At 70.9% G+C, this 20257-nt stretch carries 13 protein-coding genes; 6 read left to right on the top strand and 7 right to left on the bottom strand.

Features of this window, described 5'->3' with window-relative positions; translation table 11 throughout:
- Positions 1 to 4: 4 nt before the first annotated feature.
- The gene (locus AMIR_RS18415; RefSeq protein ID WP_015802465.1) at positions 5 to 1816 is read right to left on the bottom strand and encodes an ABC transporter ATP-binding protein; all 1812 of its coding nucleotides are present in this window, start codon (positions 1814 to 1816) and stop codon (positions 5 to 7) included.
- A 176-nt stretch (positions 1817 to 1992) separates the two neighbouring features.
- On the opposite strand from AMIR_RS18415, the gene AMIR_RS18410 reads away from it, so the two are divergent.
- Positions 1993 to 2445: a DUF6314 family protein gene (locus AMIR_RS18410; RefSeq protein ID WP_015802464.1), complete on the top strand. Its 453-nt coding sequence runs from the start codon at positions 1993 to 1995 to the stop codon at positions 2443 to 2445.
- A gap of 13 nt (positions 2446 to 2458) precedes the next feature.
- Here AMIR_RS18410 and AMIR_RS18405 read toward each other — a convergent pair whose 3' ends face one another.
- The 6 genes from AMIR_RS18405 to AMIR_RS39295 form a co-directional block, all read right to left on the bottom strand.
- Entirely contained in the window at positions 2459 to 2647 is a 189-nt protein-coding gene (locus AMIR_RS18405; RefSeq protein ID WP_041837980.1) for a ferredoxin, read from the bottom strand.
- A 5-nt stretch (positions 2648 to 2652) separates the two neighbouring features.
- Entirely contained in the window at positions 2653 to 3846 is a 1194-nt protein-coding gene (locus AMIR_RS18400; protein WP_015802462.1) for a cytochrome P450, read from the bottom strand.
- Positions 3847 to 3993: 147 nt separating this feature from the next.
- Positions 3994 to 4509 carry a pyridoxamine 5'-phosphate oxidase family protein gene (locus AMIR_RS18395; RefSeq protein WP_015802461.1) on the bottom strand — a complete coding sequence of 172 codons (516 nt, stop codon included), beginning with the start codon at positions 4507 to 4509 and terminating at the stop codon, positions 3994 to 3996.
- A 125-nt stretch (positions 4510 to 4634) separates the two neighbouring features.
- The gene (locus AMIR_RS18390; protein WP_041836846.1) at positions 4635 to 4910 is read right to left on the bottom strand and encodes a hypothetical protein; all 276 of its coding nucleotides are present in this window, start codon (positions 4908 to 4910) and stop codon (positions 4635 to 4637) included.
- 161 nt (positions 4911 to 5071) lie between these two features.
- Positions 5072 to 5356 (bottom strand): hypothetical protein, encoded by a 285-nt coding sequence (locus tag AMIR_RS35905; RefSeq protein ID WP_143760779.1) that lies wholly within the window; start codon positions 5354 to 5356, stop codon positions 5072 to 5074.
- 45 nt (positions 5357 to 5401) lie between these two features.
- Positions 5402 to 5866 carry a phosphotransferase gene (locus AMIR_RS39295; RefSeq protein ID WP_187313422.1) on the bottom strand — a complete coding sequence of 155 codons (465 nt, stop codon included), beginning with the start codon at positions 5864 to 5866 and terminating at the stop codon, positions 5402 to 5404.
- A 673-nt stretch (positions 5867 to 6539) separates the two neighbouring features.
- On the opposite strand from AMIR_RS39295, the gene AMIR_RS18380 reads away from it, so the two are divergent.
- The 5 genes from AMIR_RS18380 to AMIR_RS18360 all read left to right on the top strand — a co-directional run bounded on the left by AMIR_RS18380 (position 6540) and on the right by AMIR_RS18360 (position 20249).
- Positions 6540 to 6986 carry a hypothetical protein gene (locus AMIR_RS18380; protein ID WP_041836845.1) on the top strand — a complete coding sequence of 149 codons (447 nt, stop codon included), beginning with the start codon at positions 6540 to 6542 and terminating at the stop codon, positions 6984 to 6986.
- Positions 6987 to 8450: 1464 nt separating this feature from the next.
- On the top strand, positions 8451 to 8837 hold the full coding sequence (locus AMIR_RS18375) for a winged helix-turn-helix transcriptional regulator (RefSeq protein ID WP_049796881.1): 387 nt from the start codon (positions 8451 to 8453) through the stop codon (positions 8835 to 8837).
- 104 nt (positions 8838 to 8941) lie between these two features.
- Complete coding sequence (locus AMIR_RS18370) at positions 8942 to 10957, top strand: condensation domain-containing protein (protein WP_015802457.1); 2016 nt, start codon at positions 8942 to 8944, stop codon at positions 10955 to 10957.
- 144 nt (positions 10958 to 11101) lie between these two features.
- On the top strand, positions 11102 to 13609 hold the full coding sequence (locus AMIR_RS18365; protein ID WP_143760773.1) for a penicillin acylase family protein: 2508 nt from the start codon (positions 11102 to 11104) through the stop codon (positions 13607 to 13609).
- Between the two features lie 310 nt (positions 13610 to 13919).
- Positions 13920 to 20249: a non-ribosomal peptide synthetase gene (locus AMIR_RS18360; RefSeq protein WP_015802455.1), complete on the top strand. Its 6330-nt coding sequence runs from the start codon at positions 13920 to 13922 to the stop codon at positions 20247 to 20249.
- The last annotated feature ends 8 nt before the right edge of the window (positions 20250 to 20257 follow it).

Below are 20257 nucleotides of genomic sequence, written 5' to 3'. Positions count from 1 at the left end.
ACTCCTACCGCTTCCCCGACGTCGCCTCGTCCAGGAACCCGCCCGACTGGTGCCGCCACAACCGCGCGTACGCGCCGCCGGCGTCCAGCAGCTCGGCGTGCGTGCCCTGCTCCACGACCCGCCCCCGGTCCAGCACCACCAGCCGGTCCATCCGCACCACCGTGCTCAACCGGTGCGCCACCACCAGCGCCGTCCGCCCCTCCAGCAGCCGCCACAGCGCCCGCTGCACCAGCGCCTCGCTCTCCGAGTCCAGCGCGCTCGTCGCCTCGTCCAGCAGCAGGATCGGCGCGTCGCGCAGGATCGCGCGGGCCAGCGCGACCCGCTGCCGCTGCCCGCCGGACAGCTTCACGCCGCGCTCGCCCACCACCGTGTCGAACCCCTCCGGCAGCTCCCGCGCGAACTCGGTCACGTGCGCGGCGCGGGCCGCCCGCTGGATCTCGGCCTCGCTCGCGCCGGGCCTGGCGAACGCGATGTTCTCCCGCAGCGTCCGGTGCAGCATCGACGGGTCCTGCGGCACGTACGCGATCAGCCCGCGCAACTCCGCCTGCCGCACCCGCGAGATGTCCTGCCCGCCGATCCGCACGCTCCCGCCGTCCACGTCGCTCAACCGCAGCAGCAACCGGGTCAGCGTGGTCTTGCCCCCGCCCGAGCGCCCGACCAGGCCGACGCGCGTGCCCGCCGGGATGTCCAGGTCCAGCCCGGTGAACAGCGGCGGCGCGCCGGGGTGCGCGAACGCCACGCCGTCGAAGCTCACGCGGGAGTCCCCGGTCGGGGTCGGCTCCGGCTCGGCGGCGTCCACCACGGTCGGCTCGTCCAGCAGCAGCTCGGTGAACTGCGCGGCCTCGGTGAGCGAGCCCTCCAACCGCCGGTAGACGTGGTTGAACTCGAACATGATCCGCGTGGCGTTGCCGTAGTAGGTGAACGTCACCAGCAGCGCCTCCAGGCCCAGCCCGCCGCTCGCCCACACCGCCACCACCAGGCCGAGGACGTTGGTGAGCACGGACATCGGCGCCACCAGCACGTCCACCCGCAGGTTCCCGTAGTCCCACGAGCGCAGCGCCAGCGCCCGGCTCTCGGCGGCCCGCCGCCGGTGCTCCGCGCCCTCGCGCTCCTCCGCGCCGAACGCCCGCACCGCCTCCACGTTCGACAGCACGTCCGCGACGTGCCCGGACACCCGCGCGTAGGCGGCCTCGCGCGCGTCCACCAGCCGCTGGCGGCGGCGCACCAGCGGGGCCACGGCCACACCCGTCACCGCGATCAGGCCGAGCAGCACCACCACCAGCGCCGGGTGGTAGCCCCACAGCACCACGCACGCGAAGCCCAGCGGCACGACCTTGGCGACCACGCTGAACACCAGCGCGTCGGTGAACTCCTCGAAGCGGCCCGCGAAGCCGAGCACCCGCTTGGTCAGCGACCCGGCGAAGTTGGTGTGGAAGAACGACGCGTCCTTGGCGAGCAGCGCGTCGAAGCCGAACACCGACAGGTGCTCGATGCCCCGGCCGTCGACCCGGTTCAGGCAGTGGATGCCGACGCGCCACAGCAGTTCGGCGAACAGCAGCACGCCGCCGAACGCCAGCAGGAGCGGCGTCGCCTCGGCGACGCCCGCGCCCTGAACGACCCGGCCCGCGAGCGCGGCGACCGCCAGCGGCGCCACGTACAGCATGCAGGTGTTGCCCAGCGCGGGCAGCAGCATCCCGCCCGCGGTGAGCGGGCCGTGGCGGCGCAGCTCCCGCAGGTACAGGCGCAGCGCGAGCAGCACCGCCCTGCCTCGGGCGGTGGACCGCTCTCCGGCGCTCTGCTCCGGTGGTGACCCCACGGATCGCCTCCTCCAGGGTTGCTCCCGGCGCTCGATGCTGCACCGGCCTGGCGGGGCGGGGCGATCGAATAACACTTCTGCCCCAACCGGTTCCCCCGTCCGCCGAGCGCGGGCGCACCCGCTGTGGCGCCCCGGCCGCCTGGCGCGGCGGCGGTGGACCTGGAAGTCTTCGCGGGGTGAGCGAGGAGCAGCACGGGGTCGCGGACTTCCTGCGCGGGCGGTGGCGGGTGCGGCGGCGCGTCGTGGACCACCGGGCCGGGCAGGAGGGCGCCTTCACCGGGTGGGCGGTGTTCGCGGACGACCCGGAGTCCGGTCAGCTCGCCTACCACGAGGAGGGCGAGGTCGAGCTGGGCGGCGTGCGGCGGCCCGCCACGCGGTCGCTGCGGTACGCCGAACGCGGCGCGGACGTGCTGGACGTGACGTTCGCGGACGGCCGCGAGTTCTACCGGCTGCGCCTGGGGGAGGGCGGCTGGAGCGCCGACCACTGGTGCAGCCCGGACACGTACCTGGTGGCCGGGCGGATCACCGGGCCGGACAGCTACACCGAGCGCTGGCGCGCCACCGGCCCGGCCAAGGACTACGAGCTGCTCACCGACTACGAGCGCGACGGCGGGCCCGAGGGTCCTTGACCGGGTCGTGGGGTCAGTCCAGCGCCACCACCCCGGCCGGGCAGCGGTGCACCGCGTCGCGCACCCGCGGCAGCAGCTCGTCCGGCGGGTCGGGGCGCAGCACCACGCCGACGCCGTCGTCGTCCTGGTCGAACACCTCCGGCGAGGCGAGCACGCACTGCCCCGACCCGATGCACCCGTCCCGCTCGATCCGCACGGTCACCGCCGTCACCACACCACGGGGATCTCGACGGCCGAGTAGGTGATCGAGTCCGTGCGGAACTCCATCTGCGGCACCGGGATGGCCGGGGCCAGGTCGGGGAACCGGGTGAACAGCGACCGCAGCATGATCTGCAGCTCGGTGCGGGCCAGGTTCGCGCCGAGGCACTGGTGCGGGCCGAACCCGAAGCCCAGGTGCGTCACGCTCTTGCGGGTCAGGTCCAGCTCGCCCGCCTGCTCGCACAGCGCCTCGTCCAGGTTGGCGGTGAGCGAGACCGTGACCCACTCGCCCTCGCGGATCGTCACCCCGTCCAGCTCCACCTCCTCCAGCGCCCGCCGCGCCAGCGCGGCCCCGCCGAGCCTGCCCTGCGAGTAGCGCAGCAGCTCCTCGACGATCACGTCCACCCGGTCCGGGTCGGCCTGGAGCACCGCCCGCTGCTCGGGGTTCTCGAACAGGGTCAGCGCGAACAGCCCGATGGCGCCCGACGTGGTCTCGTGACCCGCGGCGAGCAGCCCGATCGCCAGGAACAGCAGCTCGTCCAGCTCGAAGTCGGTGTCGTTGACCATCAGCCCGATCAGGTCGTCGCTGGCGCCCTCGCGCTTGCGGGCCTCCACCACCGGCACCAGCACGCCCGCGAGCTCGGCGGCGTTGCGCAGGTAGTCCTCCTTGGCGTTGTCCACGCCGAACATGCCCCGCGCGGTGGCCTGGAACAGCGGCTGGTGCTCGGTGGGCACGCCCAGCAGCTCGGCGATCACCAGGGAGGGGATCGGCAGGCAGAACGCCGAGACCAGGTCGGCGGGCGCGCCGGAGCGCTCCATCTCGTCCAAGTGCTCGTCGACGATCCGCTGGATGAACGGGCGCATGGCGTTCATCTTCTTGACCATGAACGCGCGGGAGAGCGGACGGCGAAGCCGCATGTGCTCGGCCCCGTCGAGCACGTTGATGTTGCCGGGCCGCTTCTCGCCGATGATCGTGTCCCCGGAGGCCCGCATGTCCGGGCCGCCCTCGCGCATGGAGCTGAAGCGCGGATCGGACAGCACCGTCCTGACCCCGGAGTAACTGCTGATCACCCACGCCGGAACCCCGTTGGGCCACACCATCCGCACCGGCCCGTGCCCGAGCGCCTCCACCATCCCGACCGGTGGTCCCAGGGGGTGCGCGCGCTGGTCGCGGGGGACGGGGAGGATGGCGGACTCGGTCACGGTGGGTGTCCTTCCAGCAGGAGGGGACTTGCCGAGGGCGAGCGCCTCGACGGTAACGCGGCCGGGGGTGCGATCGGACCGCCAACGGGTGGACGTAGGGGTGCCGCGCGGCGCAGGAGTGCGGAGAGCCGGGGCCGCCCCCAGCGGTCACCCGGCGATGAGCTTCGAGACGTCGGGCGCGTACACGGTCATCCAGTGCGGGCGCAGCCGGTAGTAGAACACGTCCCTGTCCCACTCGCTCTGATCGCCGTAGAAGTCCTTGAAGTACGCGAGCAACTCCGGCCAGTCCGCGGCAGCCTCGCCGTCCTCGGGGTTGAGGACCTCCACCGCGCCGTGCGTGAACACCCCCAGGTCCTCGCCACGCATGTGCGCGACGCTGGCAGCGGGCCGGGCCGCGAGGTGACGTGCCTTGGCGGCGCCACGAGCCGTGCCGAAGTACCACCTGCCGTGCAGGAAGTGCCCGTCCACCCCACTGATCCGAGGCTCGCCCTTCGCCGTCACGGTGGACAGGGCGAGCGTGCACATGCCGGTCAGGATTTGGGTGAGCTGCTCGGCGGTCATGGTGTGCTCGGCGACGATCGAGCGGAGGTGATCGGTGGAGCGGGACAGGGAGGCGTCGAGCAGGGCCTGGAGCTCGTCGAGTTCTTCGGGCGTCTCACGCATCGGCCCACGATAGCGACGGCTGCACCATCCTCGGCTTCGCGTGGAGACCAGACGAAAACGGTATCGGCGGAGTCCGTCCGCTGGTCACAACGCAATGCGCTCGTCTCCAGCGACTCGCTGGTTCTCTACCTGGTCCGCAGTTGTTGGTGGATCTTGATCTCTAACCTGCCGCTCGTGCCGTCGCGCGGAAACACCCCGACCTGCGCGACCACTTCCAACAACTGGTGCTCCACGCCCGCCGAACCGCAGCCGAGTTCCGCGACAAGCGCGAAGGCTTCACCCAGTTGCAACGCGATCATCTCACGCTCAAGCAGCACCGCATGGGTCTCGAACAACTCGTTCGCACTTACGCCCAGGTGATCAACGGGCTCTCGCTGGAGAACAAAATCCTGCGAGAACACGCCTCCGGTCGCACGCAACCGTCACTCCGCTCAGGGTGCTGCACAAGGATGAGTCATGATCAGAAACTCGATAAGCGCTGGCTAACTGCTAACAACGCCGGCCAGTGAGCCCTCATCGAACTTGCTGGCCAAACCCTGGCCGAGCAACCAACCGGTGGTCATCAGCCTGGGAGCCGGTCGAGCACACCCCGCAGAAACGCGTCGCGGCGATGGATCGCCGTCTCCACGCTCAAGTCGGTGCGTCCCTGACCGTGAATCGCAGGAAGCCATTCCGCCATGTCGGCAGGAGTGCTCAATGCGGCAGCGACGTTCCAGTGGGCGATGTTCTCAGCCTGCCTGCCAGTCGTCTCCTGCCAGCCGTCGAGGATCTGCTCGGCCGCGAACTGGCCCGTCAGAATCGCCGCATCACATCGCAGATTTCCAAGATCCACACCGACAGGTCCCATCCCGGTGCAATCCCAGTCAATCAGACCAGCAAACCCGTCCGCGATCTACAGGGTGTTTCCCTGCCGCAGGTCGCCATGGGCGAACACGGTCCGCTCTCGTGGCACGGGCACGTCGCTCATTCGCTTGTCCGTCCCGGCGAGCACCGGCGAAGCGCCAAGCTCATGCCGGCCCACCCCGAAACCCGGATCGGGAACGTCCATCGGTCGGCGACGCAAGGGAAGTTCGGGTGTCGGATCCGTTGCGACAGCGTGCAATGCAGCCGCAGCTGCGCCCAGCGTCCGCATGCGATCTGCCGACGGAACCCGTGCGATCCGGCTACTTCCGGGCAACGCTGTGGTCAGCACCGCCACCGATCTTGACTCCTCACCGTCGAGATCAGCCGCGATCAACCGCGGAGTCATCAGAGCGTGCCGCTCCGCGAGCAGCAGTGCCGCGACCTCGGTGGCGAACTGTTCCCGGACGGACGGGCTTGTCACTTCGCCGACCCGCAAGACGGCTGCATCGACCACCCCGGAATTCTCGAAGCGAATCAGCCGTCTCGAAAGGCTATCCAGCAGCGAGGCCCTGCGGGGGAGGTGATCTCGGCAAGGCCTGCGCTGGTCAGGATCCGTGGACATGGCACGGGGAGTCTTTCGGTAGGACTGGATTTGCGAAGACCCCGTCCCGGAACCCGCACCGGCACCCGTGCCCCGACCTGCTTCCCGCAGGCCGTGCCGGGCCTGCGGTGGCTGCACCACCCCGGACCGGTTGGCCCGTGACCACCGCCTACCCCTCAACGCCGGACACGGGGTGATCACTCCGAACCGCACTCCACGCAGACGCTGGGCCGGACCCGAGCTGAGCGTGCACCAGAAAACCCACGACCTGTTGCTATGCGGCCTGCGAGGACGCGGTGAACGCGGGTTCGCGCTGCTGGTCGGACGCTGGAAAGCCCTACGCCATACCACCGCCAGCCCACGAAAACCCAGCCTCATCGCCGCCGCAGCACTGGCCTGCACCCACTACGAACACGACTGGAACACCGATCCGACAGCTCGTTGAGATCACCTCATACGTGACGCGCGGTCGAGCCTGGACGGCCGGCGGGAGCGCCAGACCCGGAACCCGCCGGAAGAGCCCGAACGCGACAGCGACCTCACCGGGGATGACAAGGCTTTCGGCCACCACAGGATCAGCGATGCGGTGCGGATCAGTCCGATCTCCGCCGGTGGGCACCTGCAGCTCATCCGGGACGGGCTGGAACGCTGGGACCTGTACGCCACAGTTGCGCAAGTACCACCAGCGCACGCTGGAACTTGCACCCAGCTCGGGTTCGACTCCAAGCAGGAGCAGGCGGTGCGGGGCCAGATCGTCTGGATCGAGTCGCGCGAGCAGGCGTTGACGGCGGCCAAGGCGACGCCGTTGCCGAAGGTGGGCCTCGCCGATGTCCTGCGCGACATCGTTCCGGTCGTCTTCCCCTCCGCTCCGGAACGCCGGGGCGGCCTGCGCGCCGCGTGGAACGTGTTGTCCTCGGACGCTCACGCGCTCTACTGGGAGATGGAGAGCAGGGCGATCTTCCAGCCCGCCAACCGCACCACCGGCTTGTCGACCGGCTTTCTTAGTGGGCGCATCGACGAACTCGCTGGCTGACACGGCCTCGTGGTGGACGTGCTGCGACGTGGGTGGAACCTGTTGGCCGGCGCTGTGAAGAGCGGCCGTGAGCTGAGCGGACTCCGGACCAGGTCCACTGGACGAGCCCGCGATAACGCGGCTGCGCCGCGCACGTCGGCCTCGTGCTCCAGAAGGGCAACCTGATCCCGTCCCTGAACCTGGAGGAGACGTCGTCGTGCCGCTGGTCGTGTCCGGTGTGCGGCTGTCCGCTGCGCCGGCTGGCGCTGGGCGAGGTCAGCCTCGCGTGCCACGCGCGTAGCCGGCCGGACTAGATCTCCGGTGGCCAGGCGCAGCGCGCTGGACGAAGGGAACGGCCTGCGCGTGCAAGAGCCGTTCCGCGCGATCGTGCACGGAAGGCGTCGCAAGCGTGATCATCAGGCACGACCTCGACCTGGCGGCGGGCACGATCATGACCGTCCACCGGACCGCGTGATGGCGCCTGCCGCGACCAGGCTGGCCGTCCGGTTTAGCCCGGAACTAGTGCTTCCGGCCAGTCGGCTCGCCATCGGCGATAGCTGCGGGCATTGCGGGCGTGCTGCTCACCACTGCCGTGCTGGTGGTCTGCTTCGCTGTGCAGGACGTGTTGCGCTGCGCGTCGATCAGATCATTGCGGTGCGCAGTGGGGGCGTCGGCGTGGAGACCCGCGCGCCCGGCACGGCCCTGAACGAGGGCCTACCGCTCCGCGTTGTTCGGTCTGCCGAAGTCCTCACGCCCGCTCGCGCGATGCTCCCGCTCCATTTCGCGCCGGTCTCGGCACCGCTTGCGGGCACGCGGCGGCTCCGGTGGACCGCACCGGGGAGCGCGAATCTCGTCCGGGTGGCTGCGGAAACGCGCGGATCGTCCGCGTAGTGGCCTGTGAGTGCGCGCGGAAGCGGGGTCGCTTCACGGTATCTCGACCGGCTTGCAGTCAAGCAACTATACCGAACAGTGCGCGTTGGTGCAATGTAAACAACGATGGGTGCAGCAAGGAAACTTTGGATGTATGGTCGATCATGGATTGACCGGATCGTCCCTGAACAGGAGATAAGCGTGACTTCCCTTCGTCATGACGGCATCCGTCTTCGCGACGAGCGTCGCCGTGCTGCGGATGCCGTCTCGCTCGGTGGACCGTTATGTGAGGTCGGTGTTCACTAGTTCCCGCCCGGCGTGGCTGGCGAGTCGTCGCGTAAAAAGCGCGTGACCCGCTGGAGTTGATGGTGCGTCCGTGCGTGATGTGATCCGGACCGGCGTGGAACGAACACCCGGTCATTCGCTTCATCGGCCTGCTCGAACTTGGCTGACCGAACTCACTGACCCCTTTTCTGGCTGCCGTCAAATGGGGGTGCAGATTTTCTGGAGCCCAGGTCGAAAACTTCGGCGCGGCTTCTGGGATTTTCCGATGATTCAACTTGGCCGCCGCCTCTGCGGCCAAGTAGTGGACTAAGAACCTATGGTGAATCTTCAATGCAGCCTGCGGATCATTTTGTTGACTCTTCGGTTTCGGCGGACCAGGCGGGTCAGCTGTTTAAGCGAATCTGTCGAAAGTGGACGGTCCTGGCCATGCGGGAACTTGGCGACGTCGTCGGGGAGCTCCGCTTCGCCGAACTCAGGCGTCGCCTGCCCGGCATCTCCCAGAAAATGCTCTCCACGACATTGCGCTCACTCGCCGACGACGGGTTGATCACGCGTCGGGTCAAGAACACTGTGCCGCCCCAGGTTTTCTACCAGTTGAACGAACTCGGTCGATCGCTTGAACCTCCCCTGACTGCGGTCTGGGACTGGTTCGAGAAGAACGCTGGCCGGGTCGAGGTGGGGGGACCGCTCCCCGACGCCGGAATTCGGGCGGACTAGTTCATCTGGATCGTGCTGGCCCTGGATCGCGTCAGGTGTGATTTCGCGGCGCTCCGCGCCGTGCTCTCTCGTTCCCCTTTGGCTTCTGCGGTGGAGGAGTGCTCGTGGTCGACCGGCAGGGTTCCGACGACATGGAGGGGTTACCCGCTGTTCTGGGGAAAGGGCGCGGTGCGCCGCTGCTGTGGTCCCAGGAGATGTACTGGTATCTGTGCCACCTGCCACTTCCCGACATCGACAGCGCGAAGATCGAGCTGATTTTCCGGATGCCTGGTCCAGGGTTCTCGGAGACTCGCGTTCTCAAGGCTGTCCGGGAGTTGATGACCAGGCACGAGGCGCTGCGGACCATTTACCCCGTGGACTGGTCCGGCAGACCTTTCCAGGTAGTGCTCGAGGACTTCGAAGATCCCCGCTCCGTTCGGCGGGACGGGAACAGTCCTGAGGACGTTGAGGCGATCTTCCACGAGCTCTTCGCACTGCGCATGGACCAGGCGGTGGACCTCCCCCTGCGCCTGGGCTTCGCGCTGGAGGGCGGGTCCGTGGGCACCCTGGTGCTCATGATCAACCATCTCTCGGCGGACGGTGCCAGCTTCCCGACGATCCAGTCGGACCTGGAAGCCGCCCTGAGGTCCTTCCCGCAGGGCGATCCCGCCCCTGAGGGCGAGCAGCGGGTGGGCGCGCAGCCTGCCGCGCTCGCGGCGCGGCAGCGCTCCGGGGAGCACGATGCCGCGCACCGCAGGGCCCTGGAGCACTGCGAGAGGTTCCTCCTCTCGGTGCCTGTCGCTCAGTTCCCCCGGTTCCGCTCCTCCGTGGGCCCGGACGAGGGCGATCGCTACCGCCGGGTCTCTCTGCACTCCCCCCGACTCTTCGCGGCGCTGCGCGACACGAGCGGACCGCTGGACCCCGCTGCCTCCTCCCGCCTGTCCGTTGCCTTCGTGATCGCTCTGTCGGCACTGTCCGGGAACTCCGACACCGGGTTCAAGATGAACTTCTCCAACCGGTTCCGCGAGGTGATGGGGTCGGTCGGCTGCTTCTTCCAGGAAGCGCTGGTTGCTGTTCGCCCGCTTCCGGGCGCCACGGTTCAGGAGTTGCTCCAGGAGTCGAGGAAGCAGATGTTCGAGGGGGCGCGCCACGCGCAGTACTCCTACTTCGGCCTGAGGGACGCCAAGATGCGCGTGGAGCTGCGGCGTGGTGCGCCGATCCGGGTCGGCGCCCTCTTCAACTGCGCTGACGGCTTCGATGAGGCGCTGCGGGAGGCGGACGCTCCGGGGGGCGCCCCGGACGATCTCCCGGACAGCTCGTTCAAAAGGCTCGAGTGCCTGTGGCGCGACGACTACACGGACCTCTGCCTCCGGACCTTCTCGCTGAACGGGGACGTGGTCCTCGATCTCATCGGGCACAGGTCCGTGATCGACGAGGAGCAGGTCGACCGGATGCTCGTCGGCATGGAGCGCTTCCTGATCGCCTGGGCCGGTGATCCGGGTCTGGCGAGCGCGACCGTCTCCGAGGTCGTCGAGCGGTTCGCGCTGCCGGTGGCGCGGTACGGCGAGGACTGGGCCCACGTCGACCGCAGTTGGGTCAACACGGCCAAGCTGGCGCGGATCGCCTGCTCGGTTGAGGGGGTCGAAGCGGCGCGGGTCGGCGTCGTGGAGCGGCCAGGACGGGGCAGGGTCCTCGTGGCCTACCTCGTGGGCGACCCCGGTGGTCAGGCGGAGGTCTCGGCGCGTGTCCGCTCCTCGCTGCACGGGCAGGTGGACGTCATGTGCCCGCACGAGTTCGTGTGGTGCGCCGAGCTGCCGGAGCCCGAGGGCTCCGCGTCCGTCGCGCTCTCCGCGTCCCGCCCGGCCGCGCTGGACGTCCGCGACGGCTCCGGCCGCCGGGACGTCGAACACCGCGACCGGGCGCTCGCGACCGCCCTCGCGACCGCCCTGGGTCGCTCACGGGTGGATCTGGACTCCTCGTACGCGGAGCAGGGCGGTAGCGCCGTCCTGGCCCCTGAGGTGATCAAGCGCCTGGCGGGGCTGGGGTTCGCGGGGCTCGGTCCCGACGATCTGCTGGGGCCGTGGCCCCTGCGCGCAGTGGCGGGGCTCTGCGTTGCGCAGGACGACCCGGTCGCCGGCTAGCGCGCGGTCCGTTGTCATTTTTTGTCATTCACGTCGTTCCAGCTCAGAGGCGGTAACCATGCGGTAATCACCTGTTCCTGAAGTGCCCTCTTCCTCATGTTTTGCATTTGCGTAAAGTGTTCTGTGTAATCGACCTCGAGTCGGATGCCACGCAGAAGAGCGCTGTGCGGAGGTGTCATGTCAGGTTCAGTTCTGGCGAAATCAACTTCCCCGTCGAAGGGCAGTCTGGGCCGTCGTGCCAGGTTCGCGCTTCCCGTTGTGGTGTTCCTCCTGGTGTCGTTTTCCCTTGTCTCGCCACTGGCTTCGGCGCAGTCTGCGGGTAGTTCCGATTTCATTGCCCGAGCTCAGTCCGCGATAGCGGGAATCGGGTACCGAGCGGAAATCCGGCGAACGAGCCACGGCATTCCGCACGTGCTGGCGGCGGACCTCGGGAGCGCCGGGTTCGGCCAGGGGTGGGCCTACGCCGAGGACCGCCTGTGCGACCTCGCCGACCAGGTCGTCAAGGTGCGGGGCGAGCGCTCGCGCTGGCTCGGGGCCGGGGCTCAGGACGAGCACCTGGCGTCGGACCTCGGCTACCTGACCCTGGGCCTGGTGGAGAAGGCCAGGCGCGCGCTGCCGTCGATCTCCCGCGACGCCAGGGCCCTGCTGGAGGGTTACGCGGCCGGGTACAACCGGTACCTGGCCGAGGTCGGGCCGGGTGGTGTCCGCGGTTGGTGCGCGGGACAGCCCTGGATCGGGCCGGTGACAGCGGTGGACCTCCTGGCGTACCAGCAGGACCTCGCCATCGTGTCGAGCGGGCGGGTGGTGCTCCCGTCCGTTGCCGTGGCCCGGCCGCCGGGCGACGGGCAGGAGGCGCTGCGCGTCCCGGCGGCGGCGGTGTCCGACGCGCTCCGCTCCGCGCCGTCGGCGGTGGGCGGCGCCTCGGCGCTGGGCAGCAACGGCTGGGCCCTCGGCGGCTTGCTCTCCAGCAGCGGGCGGGGAGCCCTGCTGGCCAACCCGCACTTCCCGTGGCAGGGCGAGCTCCAGCTGTGGGAGAGCCACCTCACCGTCCCAGGGACTCTCGACGTCTACGGCGCGGGGATCGGGGGCCTGCCCGGCGTGCAGATCGGCTTCACCGAGCAGGTCGCCTGGACCCACACGGTCGCGCCCGGCCCCAGGTTCACGTTCGCGCAGCTCCAGCTGACGCCGGGGAGGCCGACCGGCTACCGCGTCGGCGACCGCGTCCTGGACATGAGGTCCCAGGTCGTGGTCGTGCAGGTCAAGCAGGCCGACGGCAGGGTGGAGCCGGTGCGCAGGACCATGTGGTCCGGGGAGCACGGGCCGATCGTCGACCTGTCCTCGATCGATGCGGGGTACGGCTGGACCACGACCGGCGCGATCGAGTTCCGCGACGCGAACGCCGACAACTCCGGCCTGCTCGACTTCTGGCTCGGCATGGCCAGGACGAGGAACGTGGCCGAGGTCGCGGCGCGGCACGTCGAGCACGGCACGCCGTGGCTGAACACGCTGGCCTCGGACCGCTCCGGCACGTCCTGGTACGGCAACGCCGCACGCACCCCCAACCTGACCCCCGAGGCGATGAGGGCGTGGTCCTCCAGCCCGATCGGCCTGCTGGACGGCGGTGATCCGAAGCAGGACTGGCGGGTGGAGCCGGGAGCCGTCGCGGCCGGGCTGCTGCCCGCTTCCCGGTGGCCGCGGCTCACCCGCGCGGACTACGTCTTCAACGCCAACAACAGCCCGTGGGCGGCCAACCCGCGCAGCCCGCTGCGCGGCTACCCCCAGCAGTTGGGGCAGGAGCGCCTGGCGCTCCCGGCGCGGGCCAGGCTCAACGCCCTGCTGCTCGAGGAGCCGGGACCGACCGGCAGGTTCACCCTCGACGCGCTGGTGTCCGCCGTGCTGGCCGACGAGAGCCTGGGCGCGCGGTCGCTCCTGGAACCGGTGCGCGGGCTGTGCCGCGCGCACGCGGGGTCCGCCGAGGCCGGCTGGCGCGACGCGGGCAAGGCGTGCGCGGTGCTGGACGGGTGGGACGGCCGCTTCCGGGTGGACAGCCGGGGCGCGGTGCTCTGGCGCGAACTGCTCACGGCGGTGCTGGCCGAGCACCCCGACGCGCTCAACGCGGCGGGTCCGCTGCTCTCCTCCCCGTTCGACCCGCGCGACCCGGTGCGCACCCCCGGCGCCCCCCGGCCTGATCCGGGTGTGGTGGGGAGGGCGATCGACAGCGCCCAGCGGAACGTGGAGGCTGCGGGCTTCCCCCTGGACGTGCCGCTCGGCGCGGTGCAGCACAGCGTCAAGGGCGGTCGTGAGCTGCCCGTGCCGGGCGCGCCTGACGCGCTCGGGGCCGTCAACGTCGTCGAGCGCGTCCCGGCGCCCGCGACCACGCTCGAACCGGTCGCGCGGGGCAGCGGCGAGCTGACCTCGGACGGCTACCGGGTCAACACCGGCACGAGCTTCCTGCTCGCCGTGCAGTTCACCGATCGCGGTCCGCGGGCCAAGGGCCTGCTCACCTTCTCCCAGTCGATCGATCCGCGATCGCCGCACTTCGCCGATCAGCAGGCGCTGTTCGCGCGAGGGGAGGTCCGGGAGTGCTTGTTCACCTGGGCGCAGATCCAGGCGGATCCGCAGTTGCGCACGACTGTCGTTCGCGGAACTTGAACCGGATTTCCCTCGAATTCTGAACGATCGGTCCGCGTGGCCGAGTTGGAAATTCCCAATAGATTTTGAAAACCGCAGACGGTCCTGGGTCGTGTGAAGACCGGGGGCGCCCGGCCCGAGGTGGGTGGAAAACGGCGCGGATCGCTATTTCTGCTGCCGGTTGCCCGCGCTTCGGAAAACTCGATGTTGAACTCTTTCCTTGTCGGAGGCAACGGCTTCGGACAGGGCAGGTGGGTCCGCTCGCCAGGTCACCCGAGTGCCTGACGAGCACCACCGCGTCGCGCCGTCCCCGGCTTAGCGGAGGTTGCTGGTGGTAGAGCAGGAAAACCCCGAGTTCGCCGTCTCTCCTCGGCAGCGCGCCCTGTGGTCGCAGCACGCCGACCGCGGGGACGACAACGCCGGTCAGGCGCACGTGCTGCTGGAGGGCGCGGTGGAGCGCGACCGGTTGAGCGCCGCGCTGCGCGAGGTGGTGGGCGACCACGAGGCGCTGCGCACCGGTTTCGTCTCCCACGAGGGCAGGCGGGCGCCGTCCCAGGTCGTCGGCGATCCCGCCGCCGTCCGGTTGCGCCACGTCGAGCAGGCCGTCGGGCCCGACCGGGACGTGGCCGAGTGGGCCGCGCTGGAGCGGGAGGCGGTCGGCACGGGGGCGGGGGAGGGCTTCCGCGCGCTGCTGGTCGAGACCGGCGTCGACCGTGCGACGCTGCTGCTGACCGCGCACCCGTTGATCGCCGATCTCACCTCGTTGCAGCTGGTGGTGGCAGAGCTCGCGGCGGTGTACGACGGCGCGGCGGAGTCCGCCGGGGAGTCCGCAGCGGACGCTGTGCAGTACGCCGACTTCTCCACGTGGCACAACGAGCTGCTCACCTCGCCGGACTCGGCCGCCGACCGCGCCGCCTGGGACGACGCGCTGGCGGGCGATGGCGGGGAGGCGCTGCCGAGGACCACGGTCGGCGGGAGCCAGGGCAGGCTCCGCTCATTCCGGCTGCCTGCCGCGCCGTGCGGCCCCGCCCTCGACGCGTTCGCCGCCGAGCACGCGGTGGACGTCGAGGCGGTGCTGGCCGCGGTGTTCCGGGTCGTGGTCTGGCGCGTCGGCGGGGAACGCGGTGGCCCGGTTCTGCTCTCGGTGCCCGGCCGCGGCTTCCCCGGACTGGAGCGGGCGGTCGGTGCCTACGAGCGCGAGGCGCCGCTGCGCGGCGACCTCACCGCGGACCAGGTCTTCCTGACTGTCGTCCGCGACACCGCCGAGTGGACGGGCTGGGCCGGGCAGCGCGTCGAGCACCTGGACCCGGAGCTGCTGGAGGACGGCGCGGCGCGGCGGGTGCTGCCGCGCTTCTCCTTCCACGCGTGCGGTCCCGCACGCGGCGCGGGTCCGGTGTGGAGCGTCACGGGCCTTGCGCAGGACGACTCCGGCGCGCTGTCGCTGACGTGCGTGCTCGTGGGCGAAGAGCTCCAGGTCACGCTGCGGCATGACGCGGGCCTGGTCGACGGGGCGACGGCGTCGGCGGTGGCCGATGCGTTCGGGACCGTGCTCGCTGCGGCGCTGGCCGACGGCGCGACGCCGGTCGGCGCGTTCGACCTGATGCCGCCGAGACGGCGCGAGTCCGTGCTCGCCGCGTCGGCAGGCCCGGTGGTCGAGCTGCCGGACCTGGCCGTGCACGAGCTGTTCACGCGTCAGGCGGAGCTGACCCCGGACCGGGTCGCCGTGGAGTTCGACGGCCTGGAGCTCACCTACGCCCAGCTCGACGGCATGGCCAACCAGCTCGCGCACCTCCTGCGCGAGCGCGGGGTGGGACGCGGCGACCGGGTCGTCATCTCGCTCGGCAGGTCGCCGGAGCTGCTGGTGTCGGTGCTCGGCGTGCTCAAGGCCGGAGCCGCGTTCGTCCCGGTGGACGTCGGCTACCCGTCCGCCAGGCTGGCGCTGGTGGTCGAGCAGACGACGCCGAAGGTGGTGCTGGCGACCGCCGACGTCCTCGGCTGCCTCGACCCGCCGCCCCCCTCCGCGCTCGCGCTCGACGACACCTCCGCCGTGCTCGCAGGGCAGCCGACCGGCCCGCTGCAGGTCCCGCTCGTCGGCGACGACATCGCGTACGTGCTGCACACCTCGGGCACCACCGGCCGCCCGAACGGAGTGCTCGTCCCGCACCGGGGCTTGGTGAACTACCTCTCCTGGGCCGTTACCGCCTACCAGCTCGACCGGGGTGCCGGCGCGCTGGTGCACACGTCGATCAGCTTCGACCTGACGCTCACGGGCCTGCTGGGCCCGCTGCTCGTCGGGCAGCGGGTCGTCCTGCTGCCGGAGAGCGCCGGGGTCACCGGCCTGGCCGGCGCGCTGCGCGCCCGCCGCGACCTCACCCTGGTCAAGCTGACGCCCACGCACCTGGACGTCCTCGGGCAGCTGTTCACCGCGGAGGAGATCGCGGGCAGCGTGCGCACCGTCGTGGTGGGCGGTGAGGCCTTGCGAACGCGGAGCGCCGCCCCGTTCCTCGACGCGGGCTCCACCGTGGTCAACGAGTACGGGCCCACGGAGACCGTGGTGGGCAGCATCGCCGGTCGGGTCGACGCGGCGGCTCCGAGGGGCGGCATGGCGCCCATCGGCGCACCCGTTGCCAACACGCGGGCGCACCTGCTGGACCCGAGGGGCGATCAGGTGCCGGACGGCGCCGTCGGCGAGATCTTCCTGGGCGGCGCCGGGGTGGCCCTCGGCTACCTCGGCCTGCCCGAGCTCACCGAGCAGCGGTTCGTGCCCGATCCCTTCGGCACGCCGGGCGAACGGCTCTACCGGACCGGTGACCTGGCCCGCCGCCGCGCCGACGGGGACATCGAGTACCTGGGCCGCCTCGACGAGCAGGTCAAGGTCCGCGGCGTGCGCGTCGAGCCGGGGGAGGTCGAGGAGCTACTCCGCGCGCACCCCGGTGTCGGCCAAGCGGTGGTCGTGGCCCGCCGGGACGAGGACCTCGGCGGCTCCTCCCCGCTGGCCGGTGAGCTCCAACTGGTGGGCTACGTGGTGCCGGACAGGCGCGGCGGCAGCCCGGCGCCGTCCCCGGCCGCGCTGGTGCGGCACTGCCGCGAGCAGTTGCCGGAGCCGATGGTGCCGTCGGCGGTCGTGCTCCTGGACGCGCTCCCCGCGACGGCCAACGGCAAGCTCGACCGGGCCGCGCTGCCCAAGCCCGCCAAGGAGAGCAGGCGGTCCGCCGAGTACGTGGCGCCCCGGACGGAGACCGAGGAGATCCTGGTGGGCGCGGTGGCCACGGTGCTCGGTGTGGACCGGGTCGGCGTGGCCGACAACTACTTCCTGCTCGGCGGTGACTCCATCCGCAGCGTGATGGTGGCTAGTCGGGCGCAGGCCAGCGGTCTGGACGTCACCGTCGCCACCCTGCACGACAACCCGGTCATCGCCGACTGCGCAGCAGCGCTGGACGGCAGGCGACCGCAGGCGGGCCCGCCGACCACCCCGCCGTTCGCGCTCATCCCGGAGGAGGACCGGCAGGCGCTGCCCGCCGAGGTCGAGGACGCGTTCCCGCTGAGCCTGCTGCAGGAGGGGATGATCTTCCACCGGGACTTCGCCGCGAAGTCCGCCGTTTACCACGCCATCGCCTCGGTGCGGTTGCGCGCGCCGTTCGACCTGGACGTGATGCGCACCGTGGTGCGGCAGCTGGTCGAGCGGCACCCGATGCTGCGCACCTCGTTCGACATGACCACCTACTCGCGCCCGCTGCAGCTGGTGCACGGCCGGTTCGAGACCCCGCTGCTCTTCGAGGACCTGCGGGGCCTGCCGGAACCCGAGCAGGAGGAGCGGGTCACCGCGTGGGTGGACCGGGAGCGGACGGTCGGCTTCGAGCTGCACGACCACCCGCTGATCCGGTTCATGGTGCACCTGCGCGGTGACGGCGACTTCCAGTTCACCTACGGGTTCCACCACGAGATCGTCGACGGCTGGAGCGAGGCGTTGATGATCACCGAGCTGTTCAGCCACTACTTCTCGCTGGTCTACGACGAACCCATCTCGATCAAGCCGCCGACGTCGGGGATGCGCGACGCCGTCGCGCTGGAGCTGGAGGCGCTGGGCAGGAAGGAGAACTACGACTTCTGGGACGGCTACCTGGCCGACGCCACGCTCATGCGCCTGCCCAGGGACGGGGTCGGGCCGAAGGCGGACAAGGGCGACCGGGAGATCGTCCGGATCGTGGTGCCGGTGGGGCGCGAGCTGTCGGACGGCCTCAAGCGGGTGGCCACGGGCCTGGCGGTGCCGCTCAAGAGCGTCCTGCTGGCGGCGCACCTGGCGGTGATGTCGGCCTACGGCGGCAACGTCGACACGCTGACCTACACGGTCACCAACGGCAGGCCCGAGACGATCGACGGCAGCACCGCGATCGGGTTGTTCGTCAACAGCCTGGCGCTGCGGGTGCGGATGGCCGGTGGCAGCTGGCGCAAGCTGATCGAGGACACGCTCCGCTCCGAGCGGGTGTCGATGCCGTACCGCAGGTTGCCGATGGCCGAGCTGAAGCGGCACCAGGGCAACGAGCCGCTGGCCGAGACGTTGTTCTTCTTCACCAACTACCACGTGTTCAGCGTGCTGGACCGGTGGACCGAGCGCGGGGTCGCGCACGTGGAGAACGAGCTCTACGGGGAGTCGACCTTCCCGTTCTGCGGGATCTTCCGGCTGCACCGGGAGAGCGGCGAGCTGGAGGTGCGGATCGAGTACGACAGCCTCCAGTTCTCCGCCGAGGTGATGGAGAGCGTGCGGGACAGCTACGTGCTGGCGATGGAGGCGATCGCGGCCGATCCCTCCGCCCACTTCGACGCTGCTGACCAGCTGCCCGACCGGGACCGCGAGCTGCTCGAGGGGTTCACCCTGGGAGAGGTCGTCCCGGTCCCCGACGCCGGGCTGCACGAGGCCTTCGCGGCCCGAGCCGCAGCCACCCCGGACCGGATCGCCGTGGAGGCGGACGGCGTGGCGCTCAGCTACCGGACGCTGGACGAGTGGGCCTGCCGGATCGCCAGAGGGCTGCGCCTGCGCGGAGTCGGCTGTGACGACGTGGTCGGCGTCTTCGCTGAGCGCTCGCCGCTGCAGATCGCCTCCCTGCTCGGGGTGCTCAAGGCCGGGGCCGCCTACCTGCCGCTCGACCCGGTCCAGCCGGACGAGCGCACCGCGGCGCTGGTCGCAGGCAGCGGCGCGGCGGTGGTGATCGCCGAGCGCGGTCTCGAACCCAGGGCGCCGCGTGGCTGCCCGCTGTTCGTGCCGGACCGGGACCTGACCGGAGCGCGTGCGAAGCCCACTCCCGTCTCGGGCGCGGGCGCCGCCTACGTCATCTACACCTCGGGCTCGACCGGCGAGCCCAAGGGAGTCGTGGTCGAGCACCGCAACGTGCTCGCCTCGATCCAGGCAAGGAGCGTCGCCTACCCGGAGACGCCGGAGCGCTTCCTGCTGCTGTCCTCCTTCGCCTTCGACAGCTCCGTCGCCGGTGTCTTCTGGACGCTGACCACCGGAGGGACCCTGATCCTGCCTGCGGAGGGCACGCAGCTCGACCCGGTGGGCACGGTCGGCGCGGTCGTCCGGGCACGGCCCACCCACACGCTGGGGATCCCCTCCCTGCTCGGCCCGCTGCTGGAGCAGGCCGTGCCCGGTGAGCTGGCACCGCTGGCACGGGTGATCACGGCTGGGGAGGCGGCGCCTGCAGCCCTGCACCAGGAGTGCCGGGAGAAGGCGCCGGGCTGCCTGCTGTCGAACGAGTACGGCCCCACCGAGGCGACGGTGTGGAGCACGGTGTGGACCGGCGCCCCCGAAGCGGGACAGCAGCAGCTGCCCATCGGACGCCCGATCGCGAACACCCGGATCCTGGTGCAGGACCAGCACGGCCGTTCGACCCCGGTCTCGGTCTCGGGCGAGCTGCACATCGGCGGGGCGGGCGTGGCCCGCGGCTACCTCGGCCGCCCGGCCGACACCGCCGCGGTGTTCCAGCCGGATCCGCACAGCCCGGAACCCGGCGCGCGGCGGTACGCGACCGGTGACCTCGGCCGCTTCCTGCCCGACGGCGACCTGGAGCTCCTCGGCCGGATCGATCACCAGGTCAAGATCCGGGGCTTCCGGGTGGAGCCCGCCGAGGTCGAGGCCGTCCTGGACGCCCACCCGGCGCTCCAGCGCTCCGTCGTCATCGCTCGCGGCGGGGACGGTGAGAAGCAGTTGGTCGCCTACGTGGTGCCCGAGGAGGGCGAGCGGCCCGCGCAGGCGGAGCTGCAGCAGCACGTGCGGGACCGCCTGCCCCGGTACATGGTGCCCAGCGCCTGCGTGATCCTCGACGCGGTCCCGCTGACCAGCACGGGCAAGGTCGACCGGGCCCGGCTGCCCGAGCCGGAGCAGGCGAGCGAGCTCCCGCACACCGCGCCCAGGACGGAGACCGAGCAGTTGCTGACCGACATCTGGTCCGCGGTGCTCAAGCTCGACCGGGTCGGGGTGCACCACCACTTCTTCGACATCGGAGGGGAGTCGCTGCGCGCGATGCAGGTCATCGCGGCGACCAACAAGCTGTTCGGGACCACGCTGTCGGTGCGCAAGCTGATGGACGCGCCGACCATCGCCGAGTTCGCGCGCGAGGTGGACGGGGCCCGCTCCCCGGCGGCTGCGGGAAGCGGTCGCGGATGAGCCGGGCG

This window comes from Actinosynnema mirum DSM 43827, from assembly GCF_000023245.1.
Taxonomy (GTDB): Bacteria; Actinomycetota; Actinomycetes; order Mycobacteriales; family Pseudonocardiaceae; genus Actinosynnema; species Actinosynnema mirum.
The sequence above is the reverse complement of the archived record's forward strand: the minus strand, read 5'-3'. Positions and strand labels throughout refer to the sequence as shown.

Bases quoted from the DNA above. Each gene is read 5' to 3' on its own strand.
- AMIR_RS18395 (WP_015802461.1), bottom strand. From the start codon at position 4,509: ATGCGTGAGACGCCCGAAGAACTCGACGAGCTCCAGGCCCTGCTCGAC.
- AMIR_RS35905 (WP_143760779.1), bottom strand. From the start codon at position 5,356: ATGGGACCTGTCGGTGTGGATCTTGGAAATCTGCGATGTGATGCGGCG.
- AMIR_RS18375 (WP_049796881.1), top strand. From the start codon at position 8,451: ATGCAGCCTGCGGATCATTTTGTTGACTCTTCGGTTTCGGCGGACCAG.
- AMIR_RS18365 (WP_143760773.1), top strand. From the start codon at position 11,102: ATGCCACGCAGAAGAGCGCTGTGCGGAGGTGTCATGTCAGGTTCAGTT.